The sequence below is a fragment of the Streptomyces sp. NPDC127595 genome, from assembly GCF_042671685.1.
Taxonomy (GTDB): Bacteria; Actinomycetota; Actinomycetes; order Streptomycetales; family Streptomycetaceae; genus Streptomyces.
On the sequence record NZ_JBHXWK010000002.1, the window covers coordinates 827,006 to 849,917 of the forward strand.

The 22,912-nt window shown below is 68.8% G+C and carries 21 protein-coding genes and 1 riboswitch; of the genes, 10 read left to right on the forward strand and 11 right to left on the reverse strand.

What is annotated here, in order from left to right:
* Positions 1-4: 4 nt before the first annotated feature.
* From ACFVKT_RS10260 to ACFVKT_RS10280, 5 genes are all read right to left on the reverse strand, one after another.
* Complete coding sequence (locus ACFVKT_RS10260; RefSeq protein ID WP_385729581.1) at positions 5-1,027, reverse strand: LLM class flavin-dependent oxidoreductase; 1,023 nt, start codon at positions 1,025-1,027, stop codon at positions 5-7.
* 55 nt (positions 1,028-1,082) lie between these two features.
* Positions 1,083-2,948 carry a dipeptide ABC transporter ATP-binding protein gene (locus ACFVKT_RS10265; protein WP_385729583.1) on the reverse strand — a complete coding sequence of 622 codons (1,866 nt, stop codon included), beginning with the start codon at positions 2,946-2,948 and terminating at the stop codon, positions 1,083-1,085.
* Positions 2,930-3,856, reverse strand: coding sequence for an ABC transporter permease (locus ACFVKT_RS10270; protein WP_385729585.1), 927 nt, complete (start codon positions 3,854-3,856; stop codon positions 2,930-2,932). The genes ACFVKT_RS10265 and ACFVKT_RS10270 overlap by 19 nt, the downstream gene beginning before the upstream one ends.
* Positions 3,853-4,812, reverse strand: a complete 960-nt coding sequence (locus ACFVKT_RS10275) for an ABC transporter permease (protein WP_385729587.1) — start codon at positions 4,810-4,812, stop codon at positions 3,853-3,855. Before ACFVKT_RS10275 ends, ACFVKT_RS10270 begins: the two co-directional genes overlap by 4 nt.
* Before the next feature lie 62 nt (positions 4,813-4,874).
* The gene (locus tag ACFVKT_RS10280; protein ID WP_385729589.1) at positions 4,875-6,497 is read right to left on the reverse strand and encodes an ABC transporter substrate-binding protein; all 1,623 of its coding nucleotides are present in this window, start codon (positions 6,495-6,497) and stop codon (positions 4,875-4,877) included.
* A 368-nt stretch (positions 6,498-6,865) separates the two neighbouring features.
* Positions 6,866-6,975, reverse strand: a riboswitch (SAM riboswitch).
* Between the two features lie 346 nt (positions 6,976-7,321).
* On the opposite strand from ACFVKT_RS10280, the gene ACFVKT_RS10285 reads away from it, so the two are divergent.
* The 3 genes from ACFVKT_RS10285 to ACFVKT_RS10295 all read left to right on the forward strand — a co-directional run bounded on the left by ACFVKT_RS10285 (position 7,322) and on the right by ACFVKT_RS10295 (position 9,952).
* Positions 7,322-8,206, forward strand: coding sequence for a YoaK family protein (locus ACFVKT_RS10285; RefSeq protein WP_385729591.1), 885 nt, complete (start codon positions 7,322-7,324; stop codon positions 8,204-8,206).
* Between the two features lie 286 nt (positions 8,207-8,492).
* Entirely contained in the window at positions 8,493-9,251 is a 759-nt protein-coding gene (locus ACFVKT_RS10290) for a class I SAM-dependent methyltransferase (RefSeq protein ID WP_385729593.1), read from the forward strand.
* A gap of 104 nt (positions 9,252-9,355) precedes the next feature.
* Positions 9,356-9,952 (forward strand): dihydrofolate reductase family protein, encoded by a 597-nt coding sequence (locus tag ACFVKT_RS10295; RefSeq protein ID WP_385729595.1) that lies wholly within the window; start codon positions 9,356-9,358, stop codon positions 9,950-9,952.
* 70 nt (positions 9,953-10,022) lie between these two features.
* Here ACFVKT_RS10295 and ACFVKT_RS10300 read toward each other — a convergent pair whose 3' ends face one another.
* Positions 10,023-11,096, reverse strand: coding sequence for a lipocalin-like domain-containing protein (locus ACFVKT_RS10300; protein ID WP_385729597.1), 1,074 nt, complete (start codon positions 11,094-11,096; stop codon positions 10,023-10,025).
* A 228-nt stretch (positions 11,097-11,324) separates the two neighbouring features.
* Here ACFVKT_RS10300 and ACFVKT_RS10305 point away from each other — a divergent pair, with 228 nt between their 5' ends.
* The 5 genes from ACFVKT_RS10305 (at position 11,325) to ACFVKT_RS10325 (ending at position 15,613) form a co-directional block, all read left to right on the forward strand.
* The gene (locus ACFVKT_RS10305) at positions 11,325-12,323 is read left to right on the forward strand and encodes a threonine/serine dehydratase (RefSeq protein ID WP_385729599.1); all 999 of its coding nucleotides are present in this window, start codon (positions 11,325-11,327) and stop codon (positions 12,321-12,323) included.
* Positions 12,324-12,653: 330 nt separating this feature from the next.
* Complete coding sequence (locus ACFVKT_RS10310; RefSeq protein ID WP_385729601.1) at positions 12,654-12,794, forward strand: hypothetical protein; 141 nt, start codon at positions 12,654-12,656, stop codon at positions 12,792-12,794.
* Positions 12,795-12,987: 193 nt separating this feature from the next.
* Positions 12,988-13,560 (forward strand): transcriptional regulator, encoded by a 573-nt coding sequence (locus ACFVKT_RS10315; protein WP_385729603.1) that lies wholly within the window; start codon positions 12,988-12,990, stop codon positions 13,558-13,560.
* Positions 13,561-13,724: 164 nt separating this feature from the next.
* Positions 13,725-14,042 carry a helix-turn-helix transcriptional regulator gene (locus tag ACFVKT_RS10320; protein WP_385729605.1) on the forward strand — a complete coding sequence of 106 codons (318 nt, stop codon included), beginning with the start codon at positions 13,725-13,727 and terminating at the stop codon, positions 14,040-14,042.
* Positions 14,039-15,613, forward strand: a complete 1,575-nt coding sequence (locus ACFVKT_RS10325; protein ID WP_385729607.1) for a helix-turn-helix domain-containing protein — start codon at positions 14,039-14,041, stop codon at positions 15,611-15,613. Before ACFVKT_RS10320 ends, ACFVKT_RS10325 begins: the two co-directional genes overlap by 4 nt.
* A gap of 46 nt (positions 15,614-15,659) precedes the next feature.
* Here the strand turns inward: ACFVKT_RS10325 and ACFVKT_RS10330 are convergent, their stop codons facing one another.
* Positions 15,660-16,244, reverse strand: a complete 585-nt coding sequence (locus ACFVKT_RS10330) for a TetR/AcrR family transcriptional regulator (protein WP_385729609.1) — start codon at positions 16,242-16,244, stop codon at positions 15,660-15,662.
* Positions 16,245-16,347: 103 nt separating this feature from the next.
* Between ACFVKT_RS10330 and ACFVKT_RS10335 the strand changes: the two genes are divergently transcribed.
* On the forward strand, positions 16,348-17,415 hold the full coding sequence (locus ACFVKT_RS10335; RefSeq protein WP_385729611.1) for an alpha/beta fold hydrolase: 1,068 nt from the start codon (positions 16,348-16,350) through the stop codon (positions 17,413-17,415).
* Between the two features lie 151 nt (positions 17,416-17,566).
* On the opposite strand, the gene ACFVKT_RS10340 is transcribed toward ACFVKT_RS10335, so the two are convergent.
* From ACFVKT_RS10340 to ACFVKT_RS10355, 4 genes are all read right to left on the reverse strand, one after another.
* Positions 17,567-18,172, reverse strand: coding sequence for a class I SAM-dependent methyltransferase (locus ACFVKT_RS10340; protein ID WP_385729613.1), 606 nt, complete (start codon positions 18,170-18,172; stop codon positions 17,567-17,569).
* A 235-nt stretch (positions 18,173-18,407) separates the two neighbouring features.
* Positions 18,408-18,965: an NADPH-dependent FMN reductase gene (locus ACFVKT_RS10345; RefSeq protein WP_385729615.1), complete on the reverse strand. Its 558-nt coding sequence runs from the start codon at positions 18,963-18,965 to the stop codon at positions 18,408-18,410.
* A 49-nt stretch (positions 18,966-19,014) separates the two neighbouring features.
* A complete protein-coding gene (locus ACFVKT_RS10350) occupies positions 19,015-19,884 on the reverse strand; it encodes an oxidoreductase (RefSeq protein WP_385729618.1) in 870 nt (289 codons plus the stop codon).
* Positions 19,885-20,433: 549 nt separating this feature from the next.
* Positions 20,434-21,438, reverse strand: a complete 1,005-nt coding sequence (locus tag ACFVKT_RS10355) for an Lrp/AsnC family transcriptional regulator (protein ID WP_385729620.1) — start codon at positions 21,436-21,438, stop codon at positions 20,434-20,436.
* A gap of 90 nt (positions 21,439-21,528) precedes the next feature.
* On the opposite strand from ACFVKT_RS10355, the gene ACFVKT_RS10360 reads away from it, so the two are divergent.
* A complete protein-coding gene (locus ACFVKT_RS10360) occupies positions 21,529-22,587 on the forward strand; it encodes an NADP-dependent oxidoreductase (RefSeq protein WP_385729622.1) in 1,059 nt (352 codons plus the stop codon).
* The last annotated feature ends 325 nt before the right edge of the window (positions 22,588-22,912 follow it).

Sequence of the window (22,912 nt, forward strand, 5' to 3'; positions counted from 1 at the left end):
GAACTCAGCGCGCGGCCTCCAACTGCGCGGGCTGCCAGCCCAGTTCGGGCGCGACCAGGTGGCGTACGTCGTGCAGGATCTGCTCGTACTCCTCCCGCCTGAGCTCGTACGGCAACTCGATACGCAGCTCCGACACCGCCGAGACCACCGGGTCCGCCGCCAGCTGCTCCAGGATCTGCTCCGCAGTGCCGACCACATCGGGTGCGAACAGGATCCGCTTCGGGCCCTGGGGGGCCAGGGTGCGGGCATGGCGGCTCGCCGCGTACTCCAGGTAGCGGGTGCGGGTGGCGCGGTCGGCGCTGTCGAGCGGCACGATGACGCGGCCCACCGCGACGCGGGCGGTGGACCGGGCGCGCCGGTATTCGGTGAGGAGGGTCAGCTGGGCTGTGGTGAAGTCGTCGGTGGTCTCGCCGGTGACGATGTTGCCGAACAGCAGATTGAGGCCGTACTCGGCGGCCCAGCGGACCGAGCGCAGGCTTCCTCCGCCGTACCAAATACGGTCCACCAGGCCGGGGTTGTGCGGTTGCAGGCGCGGCCGCTGGGTGTTGCCCGGCGACTGGATCACCGTGTCCGGGCCCCCGAGATACTCGCCGCGCAGGTTGTCGACGACGCGGGCGACCCTGCCGTAGGACAGGTCGAAGTTGCGCCAGTCACCGTCGTACACCAGGTCGCCGAGCAGTTCGGCGTGCGGCATGCCCGTGCTGAAGCCGATCTGGAGCCGGCCGCGGGACAGCACGTCGGCCAACGCCAGGTCCTCGGCCAGCCGGAACGGGCTCTCGTAGCCGATCGGGATGACGGCGGTCCCCAGCTCGACCCGCTCGGTGCGCTGGCCGGCTGCGGCGAGGAACACCGCCGCGGAGCCCACGCCGTGTTCGAGGTGGCGTTGCCGGATCCAGGCGCCGTCGAAGCCCGATCGCTCGCCGTACTCGAAGAGTTGGAGGGTCTCCTCCAGGCCGGTGTACGGATCGTCGTCGGCGAAGTTGCCCGGGGTGAGAAAGGCCAGCGAGCTGATCGTGGGGGTGCTCATACGGTGTTCGTCCTCGTGTGGTGTTCGGTCCTCATTGCTTTGCTGTCCGGAGGCGTCACCGGCTCACCTCCGGGGCGATCAGGCCGGCGGACTCGCTCCCGTCGGAGGGCTGTGCGGCAGCGGCAGCCGAGGTGTGCCGGCCGCCGGGGATCGCCGCGAGCAGCTCTCGGGTGTAGCCGTGGCCGGGGCGGGTGAACAGCTCCTCGCTGGTGCCTGTCTCGACTATGCGGCCGGCGCGCATGACGGCGACCTGATGCGCGATCTGGCGTACGACGGCCAGGTCGTGCGAGATGAACAGGTACGCCACTCCGGTGTCGGCCTGCAGTTCGGCGAGCAGGTCGAGGACCTGGGCCTGGACGGAGACGTCGAGCGCGGACACCGGTTCGTCGCAGACCACCAGGTCCGGTGAGAGAGCGAGGGCGCGGGCGATCGCGACGCGCTGCCGCTGTCCGCCGGACAGTTCCGCCGGGCGGCGGCCAAGGACCGAGGCGGGCAGTGCCACCCGGTCGAGGAGTTCCTTGGCGCGGGTCGTCCGGGAGGCGCGGTCGCCGACCTTGAACGCGCGCAGCGGCTCGGTGATCACCTCGTCGATGGAGAACCTCGGGTCCAAGGAGGCGTACGGGTTCTGGTAGATGAGCTGGGCCCGTCGGCGCAGTTGCCTGGCCTGTGCTCCGCGGGCGGTGGTGACATCGGTGCCGTCGAAGAGGACGCGCCCGGCGGTCGGGTCGGCGAGGCGCAGCACCAGGCGGGCGGTGGTGGACTTTCCGGAACCGGATTCGCCGACCAGCGCCAGTGTCCGCCCGCGGTGGAGGGTGAAGCTGACATCGTCGACGGCGCGCAGTGTGCGGGCCGAGCCTCCGGCGTTCGGCAGCCGGAACTCCTTGACCAGGTTGCGGATCTCGACCAGTGGCGCCTCCTTCGCGGCTGCGGCGGGCGGGACGGTGACCGTGGCCCGTGGTCGTGCGGGGGTCTCGACCAGCGGCGCCCCCTTCTCGGCTGGGGCGGCCGGGACGGCGACCGTGGTCCGGGGGCGGGCGCTGGTAAGGCTGGGGGCGCTGGCCAGCAGCCGTCGGGTGTAGTCGTGCTGCGGGTTCTCCAGGATGTCGCGGGTCGGACCGCTCTCGACGACCCGCCCCTGCGACATGACCACGATCCGCCCGGCCCGGTCGGCGGCGACGCCGAGGTCGTGGGTCACCAGCAGCACCCCGGTGCCGGACGCTTCGGTCAGGTGCTGCAGATGGTCGAGGATGACCCGCTGCACGGTGACGTCCAGCGCGCTGGTCGGCTCGTCGGCGATGATCAGCTTCGGCTTGGCGGCGATGGCGATGGCGATCAGCGCCCGTTGCCGCATACCGCCGGACAGTTCGTGCGGGTACTGCCGGGCGCGGGTGGCCGCGTCGGGCAGCCCGGCCAGGTCCAGGACGGCGATCGCGTCCAACGGCGCGGAGCGTCGTGTCGCCAACTGGTGGATGCGCAGCACCTCGGCGACCTGCTCACCGATGCGCTTGACCGGGTTGAGTGACACCGACGGGTCCTGGGGCACGAGGCCGATCCCCGCGCCGCGCACCGTGCGCAGCTCCCGCTCCGACAACGAGGCGAGGTCTTGCCGGCCGAAGCGGACGGTACCGGCGTCGATGCCGCCGTTCGCCGCCAGGAGCCGGATGATCGCATGCGCGGTCGTGCTCTTGCCGGATCCGGACTCGCCGACCACCGCGGTCACCTCACCCGGCCACACGTCGAGGTCCACGCCCTGCACGGCCCGTACGGTGCCGCCGCGGGTGCGGTACGACACCGACAGGTTCCGCACCTCCAGCAGCGGTTCCCGGGTGTCAGGGGCTGCGGTGGTCACGGCCTCGTTCGTCACGGCGTCATCCGTCTCGGGTTCGTTCGTCAGCGGGCCGGTCATCGCTGCCGGGACCATTCGCCGTCCAGCGCGCGGGCGATGCGGTTGGTGGCCAGCACCGTCGCGGCGATCACCATGCCGGGCAGCGCGGTGAGCCACCAGGCGTTGCCCAGGTAGTTGCGTCCGTCGGAGATCAACGTGCCCCATTCCGGCGCCGGTGGCGGCGCTCCGTAACCGAGGAAGCTCAGTGACGAGACGGCCAGGACGGCGGTGCCGAACTCCAGGGTGGCCAGCACGATCACAGGGCCCATCGCGTTGGGCAGCACATGCCGGCCGAGGACCGAGTACCAGCGTGCACCGCAGGAGCGGGACGCCTCGACGAAGACCGCCTGCCGCACGCGCAGTACTTCCGCACGCATCACCCGTGCGAAGCCGGCGACGCTGGCGATCCCGACGGCGACCGCGACCTTCACCGTTCCATAACCCAGGGCGGTGACCAGGGCCAGCGACAGGAACAGCGCCGGGATCGACAGCAGTACGTCGACGAAGCGCATCACCACGTCCTCGACCCAGCGGCCCACGAACCCGGCGACCAGGCCGAGCACCCCGCCGACCAGGAAGGCGACGCCCACCGCGATCAGCGTCGCCTTCAACGACAGCTGCGCACCGTGCACCACCCGGGAGAACAGGTCACGCCCCAGTTCGTCGGTGCCGAACCAGTGCGTACCGCTCGGCCCCTGGAAGTTCTCCGACGGCACTCCCTGCAAGGGGTCCTGCGAGGTGAACAGCCCCGGCCAGAACGCGGCAAGGACCACGAACACCACCGCGAGGACCGACGCCAGCAGGCCCGGTCGCAGCAGGAAGAACCGGGTCACCCGCCTGGGTTCGAACCCGCCCACCGGACCCGGATCGATGCCCGGCTCGACGGGTCGTGCCAGGCCGAGTGCGGCGCCGGCGGCGGCATCCTCGACAAGGGTCTCGCTCATGCGGGCCGCACCTTCCTGTTCGAGGCCACCACGATCCGCGGGTCCAGCAGCGGATAGACGAGATCGACGAGCAGATTCGCCACCACGAAGATCAGGGCTCCGAACACCACCACCCCCTGGACCAGCGGGATGTCCTGGGCCGTCACAGCGGCGGCCGTCACCCGGCCCAGGCCGTCGCGGGAGAACACCGTCTCGACGACCACCGAACCGGCGACGAGTTGCCCGGCCAGCAGCCCGACGATCGTCAACGCCGGCAGTGAGGCGTTGCGCAGCGCATGCCGCAGGTGAATGCGCAGCCGGCCGGCACCCTTGGCCCGCGCGGTCTCCACATAGGCCTGGTCGAGCGCCGTCAGCAGGCTCTTGGCCAGCACCTGCGCGACCAGGGCGCCGGTCGGGATCGCGAGAGTCACCGCGGGCAGCACCAGCCCCGGCAGCCCGTCGTTGCCGAACGCGGGGAACCACCGCGCCCGGAAGGAGAACAGCTCCACGAGCACCAGCCCGACCCAGAAGGTCGGCACCGACACCCCCAGCGGCGGCAACGACAGCAACAGCTGTCGCAGCCACCGCTGCGTGGTGTAGGTCGCCAGCATCGCCAGTCCGCCGCCCATGACCACGGCGAGCAGCAGCGCCGCTCCGGTCAACTGCAGCGTCTGCGGCAGCGCGTCGGCCAGGGTCGAGGTGACCGGCCGGCCGGTGGAGACCGAGTCCCCGAAGTCACCGCGCACCGCGTTGCCGAGATAGTCGGCGTACTGCACCAGCACCGGTTTGTCGAAGCCGTACTCGTGCCGGAGCGCGGCGATCTGCGCCGGATCGATCTGGCCCGAGTCCGCTCCGGCACCGGCCATCGCCGAGACCGGATCACCGGGCAGATAGTTCAGTACGAAGAACGACACCGTGTACGCCGCCCACAGCACCCCGAGCGCCTGTGCAAGGCGCTTGATCACATAGCGACGCATTCCCTGCGCACCTCCTGCTGCCGGCGCCCGGATCGGACGCTCCGTCGCGCATCCACCGGTTGCTAGCCGATCCAGGTGTCGTGGAGCTGGATCCGGCTGGAGGCATCGAACTTGAGGTCGTGCACCTTCTTCGACACCCCCAGTTGGGTCTGCAGCTCCACCACGGGGATGACGTAGGCGTTCCGCACGATCAACTGCTGCGCCTGGTCGACCAGTTCCTTTCGCTTGGCCGCGTCGGCGGTTGACGCCTGCTGGGTCAGCGCCGAGTCCAGCGGGCCCGTCGGCAGGTGGTAGAGGTTCGCCAGCTCGGTGGAGTACTGAGTGCGCAGGATGTCCGGGTCGGCGCGGGTCAGGTTGCCCCACGACGCGTCGAAGTCGCCGGACTGCAGCACGGTGGCGAACTGGGCGGTCTGCGTCTCGTTGAGGACCACGTCGACACCGACGGCCTTGAGCTGCTGCTGGATCAGCTCCAGCGCAGGCTGGTTCGTGGCCGCGTTGGCGAACCACCTGACATTCAGGCGCAGCTTGGTGCCGTCCTTCGCCCGGATACCGTCACTGCCGGTTTTCCAGCCGGCCGAGTCCAGCAGGGATTTCGCCTTCGTAGCGTCGAAGGCCAGGTCCGAGCCCTGGTCCGCGTAGTCCGGTGTGGTGTAAGCAAGGATGCTGGTCGCCGGTCGGGTGCCGGTCGGGTACACGGTGTCGACGATCTGCTGGCGGTCGATGGCGAAAAGGAGCGCCTGACGCACCTTCACGTCCTTCAGCAGCGGACGCGAGTTGTTGAGCGCCAGGTTGAACACCGCACCGGGATTGGCCCGCCGTTGCAGGTTCACCTGGCCGCCTGCGAGCGCTGCCTCGTTGGCCTTGCCGACGCTGCTGATCGCGTCCACCTGACCGGACTGCAGGCTCCCGGTGCGCACCCCCGCCTCGGGCACGACCTTGAACACCAGCTTGTCCAGGTACGCCTCGCCCTGCTTTGCCCACAGCGACGAACCCCAGGCGTACTTGCTGCGTTTGGTCAAGTTGATCGACTGGTTCTGGACGTAACTCTGCAGCACGAACGGTCCGGATCCGACCACACCCTTGCTGCACTTCTCCTGCGGGCTCTGCTTCGCACTCGCCGACGACTCGATACCCAGCGAGTGCGTTGACGTGGCCTGGAGGAACTGCGCGTTCGGCTGCTGGAACTTGACCCGCACCGTGAGCGGGTCGACCACGGTGGTGCTGTCCACGCCGCTCAAGTACCCCTGGGCCAGCGTCCCCAGGGCGCCGAGCTTCGGCACCGCGTCGAAGTTGTCCTTCACCACCTGCGCGGTCAGCGGTGTTCCGTCGCTGAAGGTGACACCCGACCGCAGGTGGAAGGTGAACGTGGTCGCGTCGGAGCTGATGTCCCAGCTCTTCGCCAGCCACGGCACGATTTTGCCGGTCTTGGGATCCTGGTCGGTCAGGGAGTCCACGATCTGGCGCAGGGAGTAGATGGTGTCGTTGCTGGCCACCTGCTGCGGATCCACGCAACCCACGTCGGAGCCCACCGCGAAGGTCAGTGTGCCACCCGACTTGGCCGGGCCGCTGTCGCTCGTCGAGCTGTCGCTGTCGCTCGACGTGCAGGCACTCAGCAGGAGGCTGCTTGTCACAAGTGCGGCGAGTGCCGCCCACCGGGTGGGTCGGGAATCCGGATGCGATCTCACGGAACGGGTTCTCCTACTCCAAAGTCACCACGCACGTGCCTGTGGAGACGATGGCGATGCGTGGCGGGAATGTTCGGAAGGTGCCAAGGGGGAAAGTGCCGACGAAGGCGTGACGGCACCGCGGACTCCGACAGCGTTGTGAGAGCCCGCAGGGAGCCGCCCACGGCGTCAAAGCCGTCGGCGAGCGTCACTCAGGAGGGCGGGAGGCAGGATCGCACTCAGCCGTGACACAGACAGCTGGTGAAGAGCTGCAGGTCGATGTGGCGTCGGCGGGAGAATCCGGAGAACACGGCAGCGGCCGCGATCGAGGCGTTCAGATCACTGCTGTACGGCACGCTGGTCCTCCCGATCTCAGGCCCGGTCAAGGGGCCACGCGCTTGCGGGGTCGATGACCCCGCCGGGCTTTCACCTGGAGCACCCCACCGCGGTGGAGGGTTGCCGATCAACGAGCCAGGGCTTGACGCTGACACTCAATGCCGCTTGGAACGCTAACCAGCGTCGCCATGATCCGTCAATGGGGACAGAGGAGTTGGACCACGTACGGCACGGCGGACCGAGCTGCGCATGGCTCGGGAACGCCCGGCCGAACTCTCCTGGTCAGGTGCCGGTCGGCGTCCGAGGAGCCCCCGCTCAAGAAGTCGTCGGCTCTGTCTGTTTCTTCATTCCAGATGGCCTTCGTAGATCTTTGCTGAAACCTGAGTAAGGTTTCGCCCAAATATGTGGCTTTATCCCTGATGTGGTCACATCCTGAACGTGGGAGATAAATGTGTACCTAGCAACTAGTCGGGGTGAGTTCCCGACTCTTGGCGCTTGGAGGGAAAGGCATGCAATGGAGCAGCCTGCAGAACAGCCATGGCCGGCTGTCCCGACTGGAACGTTCTCGGGACGCTCAGCCTGTCACCCCGACCTTGCCGGTCCGGGGCGGCGGAGGAGCCGAACCCGTGGATGACCGGCGTGTGGACCTGGCAGCCGCGCACGCGGCGCCGGAGTTGCTGGCGATTCGAGACCGGCTCCTTGTCGCCCTGGCGTTCTCGTCAGGAGTCTTCGAAGCAATCTGCTTTCTCTCCTTCGGGAAGGTCTTCACGGCGTTCCAGACCGGGAACCTGGTATTTCTCGGCCTTGGTGTAGCCGGTACGCGGCCGCCCGCCGGCCCGGACCCCGTTCGCGTGGTGATTTCCCTTGCCGCGTTCGCCGTGGGGGCCGCGCTGGCAACACGGATCCTGACCGCGTTCAACGGCGACGAGGAGAAGGAGGACTCCGAGATCTTCGAAGCCTGGCCGCGCCGTGTCTCCATCGCGCTCTGCGTCGCGACGGTGGCGCAGGTCGGATTCCTCATCGTGTGGATGGCGACATCTCCGTCCAGCCTTGTGTCCAACATTCTGGTCGCCCTCAATGCCTTTGCGATGGGCCTGCAGATGAATGCCGTTCGGTCGCTCCATGTGCCGGGCATTTCCACCACGGCGGCCACGGCCACCTTCATCAGCTGGGTTTCCGGTATCACCACCTGGACTCTCAAGCCCGCCGCCGCACGTCGCCTGACCGGGGTCCTGGTCGGCATGGTGGCCGGCGCTTTCGTCGGAGACTGGATGCTCAGCCACGCGCACACCTACGCGCCGCTGGTGCCAGTGGTCGTGATCGCAGTCGTCATCGCGATCGCCTCCGTGACGCTGAAGCAGAAACCCGCGCTGAGTCAGAAGCCTTCGCGATAGAGCGCGGGGGAGCGGTTGGAGCGCCGACGAGCGGGATCCCGGCCTCGGGCCGGTACGGCCCACATGACGGTCGTACCGGCTCGTCCATTCAGCGGCCCCGCGTCCCATGACGAGCAGGTGCCGCCGCCCTTGGACGGCGGCACCCGCTCATCGCGGCTTCGCCGAGACCCTTGGCCTCTTGTCCCCGTGGGCCCCCTGCTCCCTCCGCAACGACAGCCGCGGCGTCACGGAGACCCGTGGCTCATGGGCTCGCCGGCAACGACCTGCCATACCGCACAATGGTGCGATGATCGACGGTACTTCGCGGACGACAACTCAACCGCCTCCCCGGCTGATCAAGGACGACGAGTTGGCCGGACACTCCGTGGTGGCCAACAACGCCATGAACCGCGAACGGGTTCTGTCCGGCGTCAACAGCTACACCCGCGAACTCGGCTTCTCTCCCACGGAGTTCCTGAACGAGAGCGACCACGGCTCCGCCCCGTCCTGGCTGGACCTGTGCAGCGGAGAGGGGCTTGCCCTCCGTGAGGCAGCCACGCTGCTCCCGCAAGCCGCGTTGGCCGGCGTGGACTTGGTAGGCCCGCTGTCGCGCGCCGCGCTGCCCGACGGCCTCGAACTCATCACCGCGGACCTCGGCCGATGGTCCCCAGCGCGCCGCTACGACCTGGTCACCTGCGTCCACGGACTGCACTACATCGGCGACCGGCTCGCCCTGCTGGAGCGGGCCGCCGCCTGGCTCACCGAAACGGGTCTGCTCGTCGCCCACCTCGACCCCTCGACGCTGCGGCGACCCGACGGCGGTGACGCCTCCCGACCGGTCCTGGCCGCATTGCGCGCCGCCGGCTTCCACTACTCGGCCCGTCACCACCGCCTCAGCCTGCGAGGCGGCCGCCGCATCACCCTGCCCTTCACCTACCTCGGCGCCGACCCGTACGCGGGCCCCAACTACACCGGCCAGCCGGCCGTCGCGTCGTACTACCGCCCCCGTTCGCAGAGCCCTCGTCCGGAGACGACGGGAGGCCCTTGCCAGGGGCTGGACAAGTGACGAGGAAGGCAGCGATGACTTTCCAGCGGCGCGGCAGTCTCCATTGCCGTAACCCTTGGCGCGATTGCCGCTTGATTGCCGTGTGAGGAAGAGGAGCGAGTCCCGTGCGCATAGTGGTCAGTGAATTCATGAGCTTGGACGGAGTCGTGCAGGCACCGGGTGGTCCGGACGAGGACACCGAGGGCGGCTTCGCTCACGGCGGTTGGACTCACCCGTTCTTCGATCCGGAGGTGGTGGGCGGTGCCTTCGCCGACGCACTGACCAAGGCCGACGCGCTGCTGTTCGGGCGCCGCACCTGGCAGTCGATGGCCGCGGCGTGGCCCGAGCGAGGCGGCGACCCGTTCGCCGACCGAATGAACGCCATCTCGAAGTACGTCGTTTCCCGAACGCTGAGCGACGACGATCTGACGTGGAACAACACCGGGCGCATCCCCGGCGACGAGGCCGTCGCCCACATCCGCAAGCTCCGCGAGACGGACAGCGGCGACCTGTTGGTCATGGGGAGCCCCACGCTCGTGCGCACTCTTCTGCACGAGGGCCTGGTCGACGAACTCCGGCTCATGATCATGCCGGTGATCCTCGGCGGCGGTAAGTCGATCTTCCCCGGCGACGGTGCGCTGCGCACGCTCGAACTGGTCTCGACCGTCACCAGCGGCGCGGGCGTGAACGTGTGCACCTACCGGCCGGTCGAAAAGGGGTAGGCCGGGCGGAGCCAGGCGGGCACCGATGGATGAAGCGCGCGCGGACGCCCTCGCTGTGCCGGGGGCCGCTTCAGTGCTTGCCGAAGTACATGAGTTCCCACAGCGCCGGCGCGCTCACGCTGTCGACGGCCTCGCCGTGTGCGAGGCGCTCGACGGTGACTTCGCCGGTGAAGCGCAGGTACCCGCCGTTGAATCCGGCGAGTCTCGCCAGGATCCGCTTCGCCCCCTTGAGGGATTCGATCATGCGGCCCTGGACAATGGTCTTCTCGCGGCGGAAGGTGACCCGGAACCCGTCGCCGCCCTCGGGGGTGGCGTCGTAGTCGAACACCAGAGTGTTGGCGACCGGCTTCCCGGTGACCGGGTCGGGGTGTTCGTCGGACTTGGTGAAGCGGACCAGACTGGCGCGGTCGGCAAGGATCTCGCCGTTCTTGGCGAGCATGAAGATGGGGATCTCGGCGGAGCCGTACTTCTTCGCGGCGGTGATGTACGAGGCGATCACGGTGTAGTCGCCTGCCTCGGCGCGCGCCCAGTACCAGTGGTGCATGAGGCGGGCCATCTCGGCGTCGCCCCAGTTGTGGTCGTGATACCCGGTGCCCGTACGGGTCTCGGTCGTGCCGTCGACGGTGAGGGTGGCCTCGACCCGCCCCTGGGGGACGGAGGGCAGCCAGGCGAAGTACTTCTGCTTGTCCGCGCCGAACGTGACGTGCCCGGTCTCCGGCCGCCAGGAGGGGACCTGTCCGGTCAGGGTGATGTCCGCGACGAAGCCGTCGATGTCCGCGTGGATGCGGTAGGTGTGCAGGTCACCGCTGATGCGGTTGGCGCCGATGCGGACGTCGCACCGGTCGGTGGCGAAGTCGTGGTCGTGCGGATACTCCGGTGAGGTCCGTTCGATGTGTGTGCCGTCCGGCCGGTCGAACTCGATGGTGACCACCGGCGCGGGCGGCTGGTTGACGCCCTTGCCGACCCTGAAGTCCTTGGCCATGAAGTTGATCACCAGGGTGGATCCGTCGTCGAGAACGCAGTCGAAGTACCACCACTCGAAGGTTCCGGGGCCGCCGGGGCTCGAGCGGAAACCGTCCTCCCAGGGTGCGATCTCGCCCTTGGCGATCCCCAGACGCTCGTAGTCGGCCGGCCGGTCCGCCATGCGGCAATCCTCGGTGCGGGACATCGCCGCCTCCCTTTCTTTTGCAGTCGTGCGGTGGGTTCACAGTTGGTATCGGCGCATCCGGCGCCGACGTTGACCCATTCCCTTCGGGAGTCCGCCTTCGACTGAGCCGAGAGGCGCGAACCTCCTGCTCGACGGAATCGCACAGGCCAGGCAATCCGACGCTGCGACCCAAGCGCTCTGACCGCGGCGCTACGCTGCCGTCTCGTGCAGCAGACACGCCTCGACACCGCTCGGATCCGGGCGGCTCGCCGGGTGATCGACCCGATCTTTCTCGACACGCCGCTGTACCGCTGCGAGGCGCTGGAGCCCGACCTCGGGTGCATGGTGAGCATCAAGCTCGAAACGGCCAATCCGGTCCGCAGCTTCAAGGCCCGCGGCACCGAGGTGGTCGCGAGCCTGCTCGCCGACCGTGGCTCGCAGGCGGTGGTGTGCGCCAGCGCGGGCAACCTCGGCCAAGCTCTCGCGTGGTCCGGTCGCGGCCGCGGGCTGGACGTCACCGTCGTGGCATCCCGCTTTGCGACGGCGGTCAAGCTTGACCGCATCCGTGCGCTGGGCGCCAGGCTGGAGCTGGTGGACGGCGACCATGAGCCGGCTCGCGAGCGGGCGGCGGCCATCGCGCGGTACGACGGCATCCGGCTGGTCGAGGACAGCCTGGACCTCGAGACCTGCGAGGGGGCGGCGACCATCGGCCTGGAACTGGTGGGCACGGTGCCGTCGTTCGACGCCGTCCTGATCGCTCTCGGCGGCGGGGCGCTGGCCACCGGGGTGGGGCATGTGCTGAAGGCCTTGGCTCCCGGAGTCGAGGTGATCTGCGTCCAGCCGCTGGGCGCACCGGCGATGACCCACTCGTGGCGCAGCGGGCGCGTCGTGACCACCGACTCGACCGACACCATCGCTGACGGCGTCGCCGGCCGGTGTCCCATCCCGGCCGTCCTGGAGGACCTCCTCCTGGTCGCCGACGACGCCGTCCTGGTGCAGGAGGCGTCGATCATCGCCGGTATGCGGATGCTCCTCGACCACGCCGGCCTCGTCGTCGAACCGTCGGCCGCGCTCGGTATCGCGGCGATCCTCGAAGACCGTGACCGCTTCGCCGGCCGACACGTGGTCACCATCCTGTGCGGCAGCAACGTCGACCCGGACGCCTACCGCCGCTGGGTCAGTCAGACATCCGGGGGCGGTGGACGCGGCCGACGTGCGCCATAAATCGAACACGTGATTGAATTGCAGCGTGGCGCACCAAGAGGACTCGGTGCTGCCGCCCGAGCCCACCCGGGCCCGATGGGAGAAGGGAGGGCGTCACCCCCGAAGCTCCCACCGTGCCGGGCCACCGTCCCTCGACACCGCAGCGCGCCGCACGGAGGGAACGCGCGGGCCGCAACGAGCACCCGGATCAGAGCCCGACGCGGGCATCCGGATCCGTGTCCAAACCGTACGAACGAGGCTGGGTCCATGTCCGAACCATTGCCTGTGACCGTGGCTCCGCCCTTGCCGAAGGGCGGTCGCCGAGTTCGTGTGAACGGCGAGAATCTGGGGGTGGCGTACAACCTTGAAGACCTCACCGAGTTCCTGCGCCGTGCGGGCCTGGATGTGGATCCGGTGGCCGCCGCGGCCTCGCCGCTCATCGACTGGCGCGGCGTCGGGCCGGAGTGCTGGAGCCCCGAGAGCCGCAGTTGACCGATTGCGCCGTTTTGGTGAGTGATGGATCCTTTGCCGGATGAGATGGGCGGGTGGTGTGTTCTTATGCGTCCCCGGTCCGTCGGAATTCACGATGGCGGATATCCGGCTGCTCCCCTCCTGTAGACTTGAATGGGCCTAAGGTATGGGCTTTTGAGGATCCGTCAATTGTCTGCAGAATGAGGAGGGCGGGGTGCCGGACAGGAATATCGAGTTCGGTATGTACGGTGCTCGCGGAATCAAGGGCTTTAAGGCTGTGGCTCGTCGCCTCGATGCCCTTGCGGGTTATGTCGCGACCCCGGTCACCGTTCGGCGTGGTCTGCTGGCTCGGCTGCACTATCTCACCCGCACCGATCACGCCCGCACGGCCGCGCGCGAGGCCGGTCTGACAGTCACCGACCGCACCGTCAAAGCCTGGCTGGAGGGCAGGCGCAGTCCCTCGAAGAAGAACCTCGAAAAGATCGAGGCCGCCTACCGCACGGTGCGACGTCACAATGTCGCCCGTCATCTCCTCGGCCGTCTCAACGCTGCCGGTCGCGGGACCAGGGTCGAGATCCATCCGCTGAACCAGTCCCAGGTGGACCGTCCCCGTCAACGAGTCGTGGAGTTCCGCACGCTGAACGTGCGGAACTGGGACCGTGTGGTGGAGGCCTGGGCGGCTGGCGACGACCAGGCACTGGATGACGCCTGGGTGGAGCAGATCGTGGACCTGGGCAGCCAGTGGGGCCAGTACGAGTACGTGACCAACGTGGGGTTCGCGGCCTGAGAAACCGTCCGAGTCTCCAGCCTCGTACGGCTGTGTGGAATCGTCCGCTCATCGGGTCCGGTCACGCGCAGACAGGCGTGCGACCGACCGGACCCGATGAGCTGCGCAACGCGTGATCCGCATGGCTCATACGAGATACGCATCGCCTCACCTAGAGTGGGCGCGTGACGTTGACATTGGGCGAACGGGTGCGGGCGGCGGTGGCCGCGCTGATGCAGATCACGGGGGAGTCGCAGGCCGACCTCGCGAGCGCCCTGGGAGTGAGCCAGACGCAGATCAGCCGGCGCCAGTCCGGCACCGCAGCGTGGAGCCTCAACGACTGTGAAACTCTCGCCGCGCACTACGGGATGGACGTCCTGGACCTGCTGGCCGGCCCGACCCGGGCGTGCGAAGCCCTGTCGACACTGCGCTGGCGTCCGGCGCGTACGGCCTTCGATCCCACGGCTGCACTCCCGGCAGGTGTGAAGGGGGCGTCGCGGTGACCGGCTTCGAGGAGATCGACGCGCTGCTGGCCGGGGCTCGTCAGGAGGTCGAACTGCCGGCGGCCGGACAGCGGCGTGTGCTGCGCGAGTCGCTGAATCTGTCCCGTACTCAAGTGGCCCGGGTTCTTGGCGTGAGCCCGTCCACGGTCGGCGGTTGGGAGAGCGGACGCGACCCGGCGGGTGAAATCCGCGAGAAGTACGCGTACTTCCTCCAGGGGGCGCGCACGAAGCTGGCGGAGCAGGACGAGTCCGTGGGGGAGGCGGCGCCGTCCCATGAGCCCGAGCAGGCGGACGAGAGCTCCGCGGACACCGAGCCCGACAGTCCCGGCGCCGACGAGGTGGAGTCCCTGTCGGCGCCTCAGGCCTGCGTTCTGTGCGGGCACCCCGCTCACCATCAAGTCGCCGGGTTTCCGCAGCACTTGGACCCCACGGAGTGCAGTGGCGCACCCGAGCAGCCGCATCACACCGCACCGGCGACGGAGACCGGGGCAGGCATGAAGCCGGCACCAGCCCAAGCGCCTTCCGCTACGGCAACACCCACCAGGTCGCCGAGGTCCGTCAAGATCGTCCCGGTCGGGCGGCGCGTCCAGCCCGCCTCCGAGCTCCCCGACCGGATCGGCGACGCCGTGACGGCTGCGCTCGCCGCACACGCGGGTGACCTGGACGCGGCGACCGCCGCATTGGTCAAACGGGCGATCCCGGATGCGATGGCGCTGCTGGACGAAACCCGCAAGGGCGGCCGCTACGACGTCGTGGCTCACCCCTGGATCCCGGACATCCTGCGCAAGCAGACCGCCCGCGGCGCCGACCAGATCTGGGAAGCACGCCCGAAGTGGTTCCGCCCCGAACTCCCCGCCGGACAGCACGAAGTGACCGCCCTCGACATCAACGGCGCCTACCTCTCCGCGCTGAAGACCCACCTCCCGATCGGCCAGTTGGAACACTCCACCGGCTCGCCCCACGACCGCCGCCGCGCCGGCGTCCACCTGATCACCCCGCCGGTCTGGGAACACGAGGCGGTCCTGCCCAACCCGCTGGGCAACCGCGACGAACCCGGCCCCATGTGGGTCACGGAACCGACCCTGCGCCTCCTGCTGCGCCTGTCGGGGCCCAAGTACGGTCTGTGCGACCCACCGGAGATCCACGAGTCGTTCACCTCGGGGGCGACCGAGGGGCTGCTGGAGAAGTTCCGCGTCGCGCTGAAGGACGCGCGGGACGAGGCGATCGCCAAAGAGGACGACGTGACTCTCGAGTACGTGAAGGCGATGTACTCGAAGTTCGTCTCCACGATGGGGGAGTCCAACTACAACCGGGAGTTGTACCGCCCGGACTGGATGCACCTGATCCGCTCCCAGGCCTTCGCCAACCTCTGGATGAAGGCCTACAAGGCGTACGACGAGGGACTCATGGTGGTCCGCGCCATGGGCACCGACGAACTGCACGTGAGTGGTGACTGGCGCAGTGTCTTCCCCGAGGGCCGAGGCGTCTCCGAAGTGAAGATCAAGGACACCTACACCGTCGGCAGGGACACCGAGCCGGCAACCACCGACGAGCACAGCACTGTCCAGTAGCCACCTCAGCGAAATGCTGACGCTGCGGCGGTCGATGATCGGCCGGTCAGCGGGCGATGCCGATGAGGAGGGTGTCGACCAGGCGGGCGGTGAGGTGGTTGTCGACGGGCTGCCGGGTGAGCAGGGCCCGGAAGTGCAGGGGTGCGATGAGGGCTTCGAGGGCGAGGGCGGGATCGGTGTCCTCGGGGAGCTCTCCGCGGGTGACCGCGCGGTCGATCATGACGCGGGCCAGGTCGAACCGGGAACGCCAGAATTGCTCGCGGTTCTCGGCGAGGGCGGGGTCGTCGTCCGTGGCGGACATGGAGCGGGCGAGGGCCCTCCCGAAGGGCGTGGCCAGGTAGGCCGCCAGCGAGTCCGCGAAGGCAATGAGGTCCTCGCGCAGGCTTCCGGTGTCGGGGATGGGGAGCTGTTGCCGACTGTAGGTCAGGAGCGCGTCGGTCACGAGGTGTTCGCGGGTGTCCCAGCGCCGGTAGATCGAAGTTTCGTGGACGCCTGCCCGGCGGGCGATCTCGGGGACGCTGACAGTGTCGGAACCTCGCTCGGTCATGGCTTGCAGGGTCGCGTCCAGGACGGCCTGACGGACCCGCGCGGATCGGCCGCCGGTCCTGCGGCGGACTTGTCCCTCGCTCATCCCGCCATGCTAACGCAGCTTCCTTGCGTTAATTCTCCGGCCGGCGATACCTTGTTTGTTAACGCAGCATGTCTGCGTTAGTGGATCGGTGGAGAAGGGCGTGATGTCGTATCAGTGGCCGCTGAAGGCAGAGGATCTGTTCGGGGAGCGGTACCCGCAGATGGTCAACACCGGGCTGCCGGCCGAGGATGTGGACACGGTGCGTGCAGGGATCACCGACATGTGGGCGGACCGGCCCGGCGGGTGGGTGCACGAGTGGTCGGCGCTTGCGGCGCGGTACGCCGCGGCGGGCTCGCATGCCCTGTCGGCGCTCGCCTACGGGTGGGCGAAGTTCCCGACCCTGGCTGATGATGCCAAGCGGACCGCGCTGGCCCGCCAGGTCGAGCAGTATCAGCTCGCGGCGCCGGGGTTCGGTGTGGACTTCCGGCGCAAGGTGCTGGATCTGCCCTACCAGGGCGGAACGACGAAGGTGCCGGTGCACGTTCTCACGCCGCCCGGCGTCGTGGCAGAGGGACCCGTGCTGCTGTTCAGTGGCGGTGTCGACAGCTGGAAGATGGATCTGCACGCCCTGGCGGTGGTGTTCTGTCAGCAAGCCGGCCTGCGGGTGCTGGCCTTCGACATCCCGGGGACCGGTGAGTCCGAGGTTCCGATGAGCCCGGACGGCGCGGAGATCGTCGGCGGCCTGATCGGTCACGCCCGGACCTTGGGCAACGGCGTCGTGGTGCATGTGGGCATCTCGATGGGCGGCCATTACTCCGCGCGCTCCGGACTGGCCGGCGAAGTCGACGCCGCCGTGGTGCTGGGCGGGCCGGTCGAGGCGGCCTTCGCCCAGGACCGGCTCGGCCAGTTCGGGATGGAGGGCATCGTCGCCAACGCCCTGGGCTACGACCGCTCGCCGCCGCAGGAGGAACTGGCTGCGAGGCTGGCGGCGTTCACGCTGCGCCCACTCCTCGACCAGGACGGACAGGTACCGATGCTGGTCGTCAACGGCGCCGACGACGTCCACGTCCCGCAGGCCGACACCCTGGTGTTCGAAGGCCGCCGCGACACCGAGGTCCACCTGCTGCCCGGTACCGGGCACTGCGCGATCACCAAGCTCCCGGAGGTTCTCCGGATCATCTCCGAGTGGCGTCCCCGCACCCTGAACACCCAGGAGAGGGGGGCGGGTTGAGCGGCACCTATGGGCTCTCGTTCGATTGAGGGCCCCGTCCGCGTGCTGGTGAGCGCGCACGATCGTGGAGTTCACCGACACAGCCCATCCGCCTCCTCACCGCCGACAACGGGATAGATCTTTTGGGAACAGCTCGGGGCCCCGCGGCTCTTCAGGTCCGCGGGAGTGCTCCGCAGTGGCAGGTGGCGGGGGTGGGTGCCAGGAGGTGGTGGACGTAGGCGGGTGGGAGGTTGGAGAGGACGATCTCGCTGCCGACCACGTGGGGGGCTATGGCCTCGCGCAGTGCGTGCCGGGAGAGGGCCTGGCGGGGATGGACGTGTTGTATGGCGCCGCCTCCGAGGTAGCTGAAGAAGGAGAGTCTGCCGCCGGGGCGGAGGGATGCCAGGAGTTGGCGGACGACGGTTTCGATCTGGGCGGGTGGGAAGTTGGCGAAGGGCAGTCCGCAGACGATGGTGTCGTAGTGGCCGAGTTGCTGGTCCTGGATGAGGCCGTGGTGCAGTCGGGTGCGGTGGGCGATGGGGGTCAGTCGTGTGTCGTGGTGCAGGGCGGCGGCCAGGTGGTCGGCGAAGGGGCGGTTGGCCTCGACGAGTTCGAGGGTGTCGTGCGGGCCGAGGCGGGGGGCGAGGTGGCGGGTGACGGCTCCGGTTCCCGGTCCGACTTCGAGTACGGCTCGCGGCTGGTGTGGGGTGCCGGGCTGGATGTGGCGGGTGAGGGCGCGGCACAGGGCGGCTCCGCTGGGCGTGATGGATCCGGTCATTTTCGCGGTCCGGGTGAACTGCCGGAGAAAGGCCAGGGCTTCTGCCATTGCGGCTGATGCGGTGGGGGTCGACACGTGGGCACCTTTTACTGATGAAACAGGGGTGTGCTTAACGGGGTTGACGTTGGGCGGCAGAGGGCCTGTGACGAGCCCTTTGGCGAGAGCCGATGAAGGGCGAGACCGGTCACTGGCGGAGGGGTCTGGCCTCGGCCGTCCGGTAGAAGCCGGGAAGGGGTCATGCCACGGCCGGATCGGTGAGGTGCAGGACGGCAAGGGCCTGTGTCACGGCGGTGATGACCTTCGGGTCATGGGCGGCCTGGTTCCCGTTGAGGGTGCGCAGGCTCAGCACGGGGGTCGGGGCAGGGGTGGTGCGGGCGCCGGTGGCGCGAAGGATCGCCTTCAGGTGGTCTTCTGCGCCGTGGGACTGGTAGCCGACGACCAGGCCGGTGGTGGGCTTGCCGGCGAGAGGGGAGTCGTCGCGGGGCCGGGAGAGCCAGTCGAGGGCGTTCTTCAGGGCGGCCGAGATGCTGGCGTTGTTGACCGGGCTCAGGACCAGCAGGCTGTCGGCGGAGGTGACCTGGGCCCGCAGAGCGGCCACGACGGGTGGGGCAGGGTCGGTGTCTAGGTCCTCGTTGAACAGGGGCAGTCGGTCCAGGCCGGTGGCCAGGACAACCTGGTGCCCGGGGAGGTCCTGGGCCAGGGCCGCGTGCGCGACCTGGGTGGTGACGGCCCCCGTGCGCAGACTTCCGGACATGATCAGCGTGCGGTGACGGGCGGCGGGTTTGTGCGGCATGACGGCAAACTCCAAGGGAGGGAAAGACGGAGGGAAGGACGTCAGGGGGTCAGTGGGCCGGGTCGGCGATGGCGTCCAGGGTGCGCAGCGTCTGCGAGGACAGGCCGATCTCGGCGGCGGCGATGTTCTCGGCAAGGTGGGCGCGGGTGGAGGTGCCGGGAATCAGCAACATCGTGGGAGAGCGGTGCAACAACCACGCCAGAGCGATCTGCCGCGGTGTGGCCCCGAAGTCGGCCGCGACCTGTTCCAGTGCCGCCGCCTGCAGCGGCCGGAACCCGCCCAGCGGCCAGAAGGGCACGAACGCGATGCCCTGCTCGGCGCACCGGTCCACCAGGGCGTCGTCCTGGCGGAAGGCGACGTTGTAGTGGTTCTGCACCGCCACCACCGGGGCGATCTGCTGGGCGGCCTTGACCTGGTCGGCGCTGACGTTGCTCACCCCCAGGTTGCGGATCAGGCCCTGGTCGCGGAGCTCGGACAACACCGTGAACGGCTCGATGATGTCGGCCGCCTCCAGGGTGTCGGTCATGCGCAGGTTCACCAGGTCCAGTGCCTGAAGGCCGAGGTGGTCCAGGTTGTCGTGGACGGCCTGTACCAACTCCGGCCGCGACAGCGCCGCGGGCCACCCTCGCTCTGCCGTGCGGCGCGCCCCGACCTTGGTGGCGATGTGCAGACCGTCGACATAGGGGTGCAGGGCCTCACGGACCAACTCGTTCACCAGGTGCGGTCCGTAGTAGTCGCTGGTGTCCAGATGCGTGATCCCCGCCTCAACCGCCGCGCGCAGGACGGCCAGGGCTTCGTCGCGGTCGCGCGGCGGCCCGTAGGCCATCGGCCCGGCTAGCTGAAGGGCGCCGTAGCCGACGCGGGTCACCGTCAGGGTCTCGGACAGGCGCAGGGTGCCGCCGGGAAGTACGTCGCTCATCGCGAACTCCTTGCTGAGAACACAATCGGGGGAAGGACCGGGGCGAGGTGGTCCGGGACCCCGCCGAGGCGCTGGGCCTTGGTCTCAACACTGCCGCCGCGATCACAGACCCAACAGTCGATCACCGGATAGGCGTGCTGAACCTCCATTGGAGTCGATCGAGGAGGTCTGTACTTCCACAATGGTCGGGATAGGACGGCGCATCGTGCATTGCCTGTTGTAGGACGGGCGCCGCGCGTTGTCTCGCTGCATGGCTGCCGCTGCGCCGTGCAGATCAGCTGGGTGTCGATGCCTCACCGCGACAGGGCGTCCGCAAAGGTGGCGCGCACGTCGGCGACCACTGACGTGCGCCGACTGCACAAGGAGCCGTCCTTGGACCGGCCACCGTGCATCGGCTGGACAAGGAGCCGTCCCTGGACCGGCCACCATGCCTCGGCCGTACGAGAAGCCGTCCCTGGCCGTCGCAGTGCACCGGTCGTACGGAGCCGTCCGTGGTCCGGCGCAGCACTTGCCGCGGAGGCGGAAATGTTGAGCGTGGCTCGACGTCGGTCAGGCCGGAATGAGGCGGCCGTCGTGGAGTCGGGTGCCTGCCTGTTTGAGGCGGTGCAGGACCGGGACGACGTCGACCTGGTGGACTGCGTCGAGGGCGCCGACCTTGGTGGTGACGTAGGAGTAGAGGTCGTCCATGGTGCGGCAGGTGACGGTCACCAGGAGATTGGCGGATCCGGTGACAGCGGCGGCGAAGGTGGTCTCGGGGTGGGCGGAGAGGACTTCGCCGGTGGCGCTGAGCCGGCCGGGGGCGACGGTGAGCCACAGATAGGCGGGGGCGTGGAAGCCGAAGCGCGGGTAGGCCAGGTCCACGGCAATGCGGAGGGTTCCTGCTGCGAGCAGTTCCTCCAGGCGCGCGGCGACCCGGGACTTCGACCAGCCGCAGGCGCGGGCGAGTTCGACCACTCCCGCGCGCCCGTCGCGGGCGAGTTCGGCCATCAGCGGGCCGTCCTGCTCGCGCGGCACTCCCGCGTTCCGGACTTCCTGTGCCGCTCCGCCGGTGGTGGCGCGCTGCTGCTGCTCGGAGGTGTGGAACAGAGCCGCCTGTTCGTCGGTGAGTGGGTCGTCGAAAGCGAGCCATTTGGAGCCGCTGCCCAGGTGCATGTGCATGACCGCACAAGCGTTGAAGCCCAGCACCTTGGCGGTGCGTGGCAGGCGCTGCAGTACGGAACCGTGTGGCCGGGCGGGGTCACTGCGGGTCTGGCAGACGATCTCGGAGCCGCCCGAGGTGACGCTGACGTAGGCCGTGTCCTCGCGAGCGGCCAGCGCGTCCGCCAGGGCGTCGGTGGCGTCGGGACGGCACTGGACCCGGACGAACCAGGTTTGTTCTCCGAGCAGTGCGTGTCTGGGCAGGGCGCGCACGCGGACCGCTCCGTCGGCGACCAGGGCGCGGTAGCGGCGGGCCACAGTCTGCTCGGAGACCTCGGCCACCTCGGAGATACGCCGGAAGGATGCCCGCCCGTCGCGTAGCAGACATTGAACGATCCGCCGGTCCGTCTGATCCATAGCGGAAGTATAGATAGACCGCATCGATAGTCATGGAGCTTTGGCCGTGGCATGGCGGTTTGAGTGGGGGCGGTGGGCGGGGGGACAGTGGTGCCATGGCCCACCGAGTCGGTCCGCCCGGACCGCCACGGTCATCCCCCCTTTGTCTGCGCAAGGAATCTCCTGATGACGAAGTCCCCACACACTCATCCGGTCGGCGTTATGCGCGCCGTTACTTTCACCGCGTTCGGCGGTCCGGAAGTCCTCACCGTCGGCGATCGTCCGATTCCCGAGGTCACCGCCGGTCACGTTCGAGTCAGGGTTCACGCGCCTGCCGTACACCCGCTCGACGTGGTCGCCAGGGCGGGTTACCTGGGGCCGATGGTGCCTGGGGGGCCGACGTACGTCCTCGGTGTCGACGCCGTCGGCACCATCGACGCGATCGGTCCTGGCGTGTCCGACTTCGACATCGGGCAGGCCGTGCTGGCGATGTCGAACTGGCCGGAGACGAAGATCGGCACTCAGGCGGAATTCGTGGTGCTGCCCGTGGCCTTCATCGCGCCCGCCCCGGCAGGTGTGGCGCCGGCCGCTGCGGCGACGCTGCCGCTCAATGCCCACACCGCCACGCAGGCGCTGCGGATACTCGGGCTCAAGGCCGGCGACCGGATCGCCATCACCGGAGCGGCAGGTGCCATCGGCGGGTTCGCGGTCCAGCTGGCTCAACTGCGGGGCCTGCGGGTGGTCGCCGTCGCCGCTCCGGAGGACGAGCCGTACCTCACCGGCCTTGGGGCGACCTTCGTCGCCCGGGGTGACCGTCCTGCCGATGCGGTGCGCAAGGCGGCGCCGGGCGGGGTCGACGGGCTCCTCGACGCCGCGTCGGTCGGATCCTCGGTGATAGGAGCCGTGCGCGACGGTGGCTCCTTCGTTGCGGTGACGCCGCCGAATTCACCGCCTTCGGAGCGCGGTATCAAGGTCGGCCTGGTGCAGGCGCGTGCGGACGGCGCCGAACTTGCCGAGCTGGCGAGCTTGGTCGAAAGCGGTCGACTGAACCTGCGAGTTGCCCGGACGTTTCCGTTCGAGCGTGTCGCCGAAGCCCACACCATGCTGGCAAAGGGCGGGTTTCGCGGCGGCATCGTGCTCGTCGCCGACCAGCAGGAAGCAGACCTGTGAACCCTGGTGCGACTGGCAGGACCGCAGAACCGCTGTGGGCTTGAGCTCTGCCACCCCGACCTGTGGCACGGCGGCACGCCTACCGCTCGCCTCCCTGCCACAGCACGGGGCCGTGCTCCACCGAAGTGGATATTCGTACCTGGGGGTTCAGAATTTTTGTGAAGTGTGCATGCATGGCGGCACGGGAGGAAAGTAGTGCGTGCCGTGCCTCGATCCGCGCATCGTGCTAGGCTTGATCCAGTTGCAGTTGTGGTTCCCGTTGACTTCAAGTGCCTTAGACGAATCAATTTCGTCGGGCATTTTTGTATTTCCGGTGCTTTTTGCC

Bases quoted from the DNA above. Each gene is read 5' to 3' on its own strand.
- ACFVKT_RS10260 (WP_385729581.1), bottom strand. From the start codon at position 1,027: ATGAGCACCCCCACGATCAGCTCGCTGGCCTTTCTCACCCCGGGCAAC.
- ACFVKT_RS10265 (WP_385729583.1), bottom strand. From the start codon at position 2,948: ATGGTCCCGGCAGCGATGACCGGCCCGCTGACGAACGAACCCGAGACG.
- ACFVKT_RS10270 (WP_385729585.1), bottom strand. From the start codon at position 3,856: ATGAGCGAGACCCTTGTCGAGGATGCCGCCGCCGGCGCCGCACTCGGC.
- ACFVKT_RS10275 (WP_385729587.1), bottom strand. From the start codon at position 4,812: ATGCGTCGCTATGTGATCAAGCGCCTTGCACAGGCGCTCGGGGTGCTG.
- ACFVKT_RS10285 (WP_385729591.1), top strand. From the start codon at position 7,322: ATGCAATGGAGCAGCCTGCAGAACAGCCATGGCCGGCTGTCCCGACTG.
- ACFVKT_RS10290 (WP_385729593.1), top strand. From the start codon at position 8,493: ATGATCGACGGTACTTCGCGGACGACAACTCAACCGCCTCCCCGGCTG.
- ACFVKT_RS10300 (WP_385729597.1), bottom strand. From the start codon at position 11,096: ATGGCGGACCGGCCGGCCGACTACGAGCGTCTGGGGATCGCCAAGGGC.
- ACFVKT_RS10330 (WP_385729609.1), bottom strand. From the start codon at position 16,244: ATGAGCGAGGGACAAGTCCGCCGCAGGACCGGCGGCCGATCCGCGCGG.
- ACFVKT_RS10335 (WP_385729611.1), top strand. From the start codon at position 16,348: ATGTCGTATCAGTGGCCGCTGAAGGCAGAGGATCTGTTCGGGGAGCGG.
- ACFVKT_RS10340 (WP_385729613.1), bottom strand. From the start codon at position 18,172: ATGACCGGATCCATCACGCCCAGCGGAGCCGCCCTGTGCCGCGCCCTC.
- ACFVKT_RS10345 (WP_385729615.1), bottom strand. From the start codon at position 18,965: ATGCCGCACAAACCCGCCGCCCGTCACCGCACGCTGATCATGTCCGGA.
- ACFVKT_RS10350 (WP_385729618.1), bottom strand. From the start codon at position 19,884: ATGAGCGACGTACTTCCCGGCGGCACCCTGCGCCTGTCCGAGACCCTG.
- ACFVKT_RS10355 (WP_385729620.1), bottom strand. From the start codon at position 21,438: ATGGATCAGACGGACCGGCGGATCGTTCAATGTCTGCTACGCGACGGG.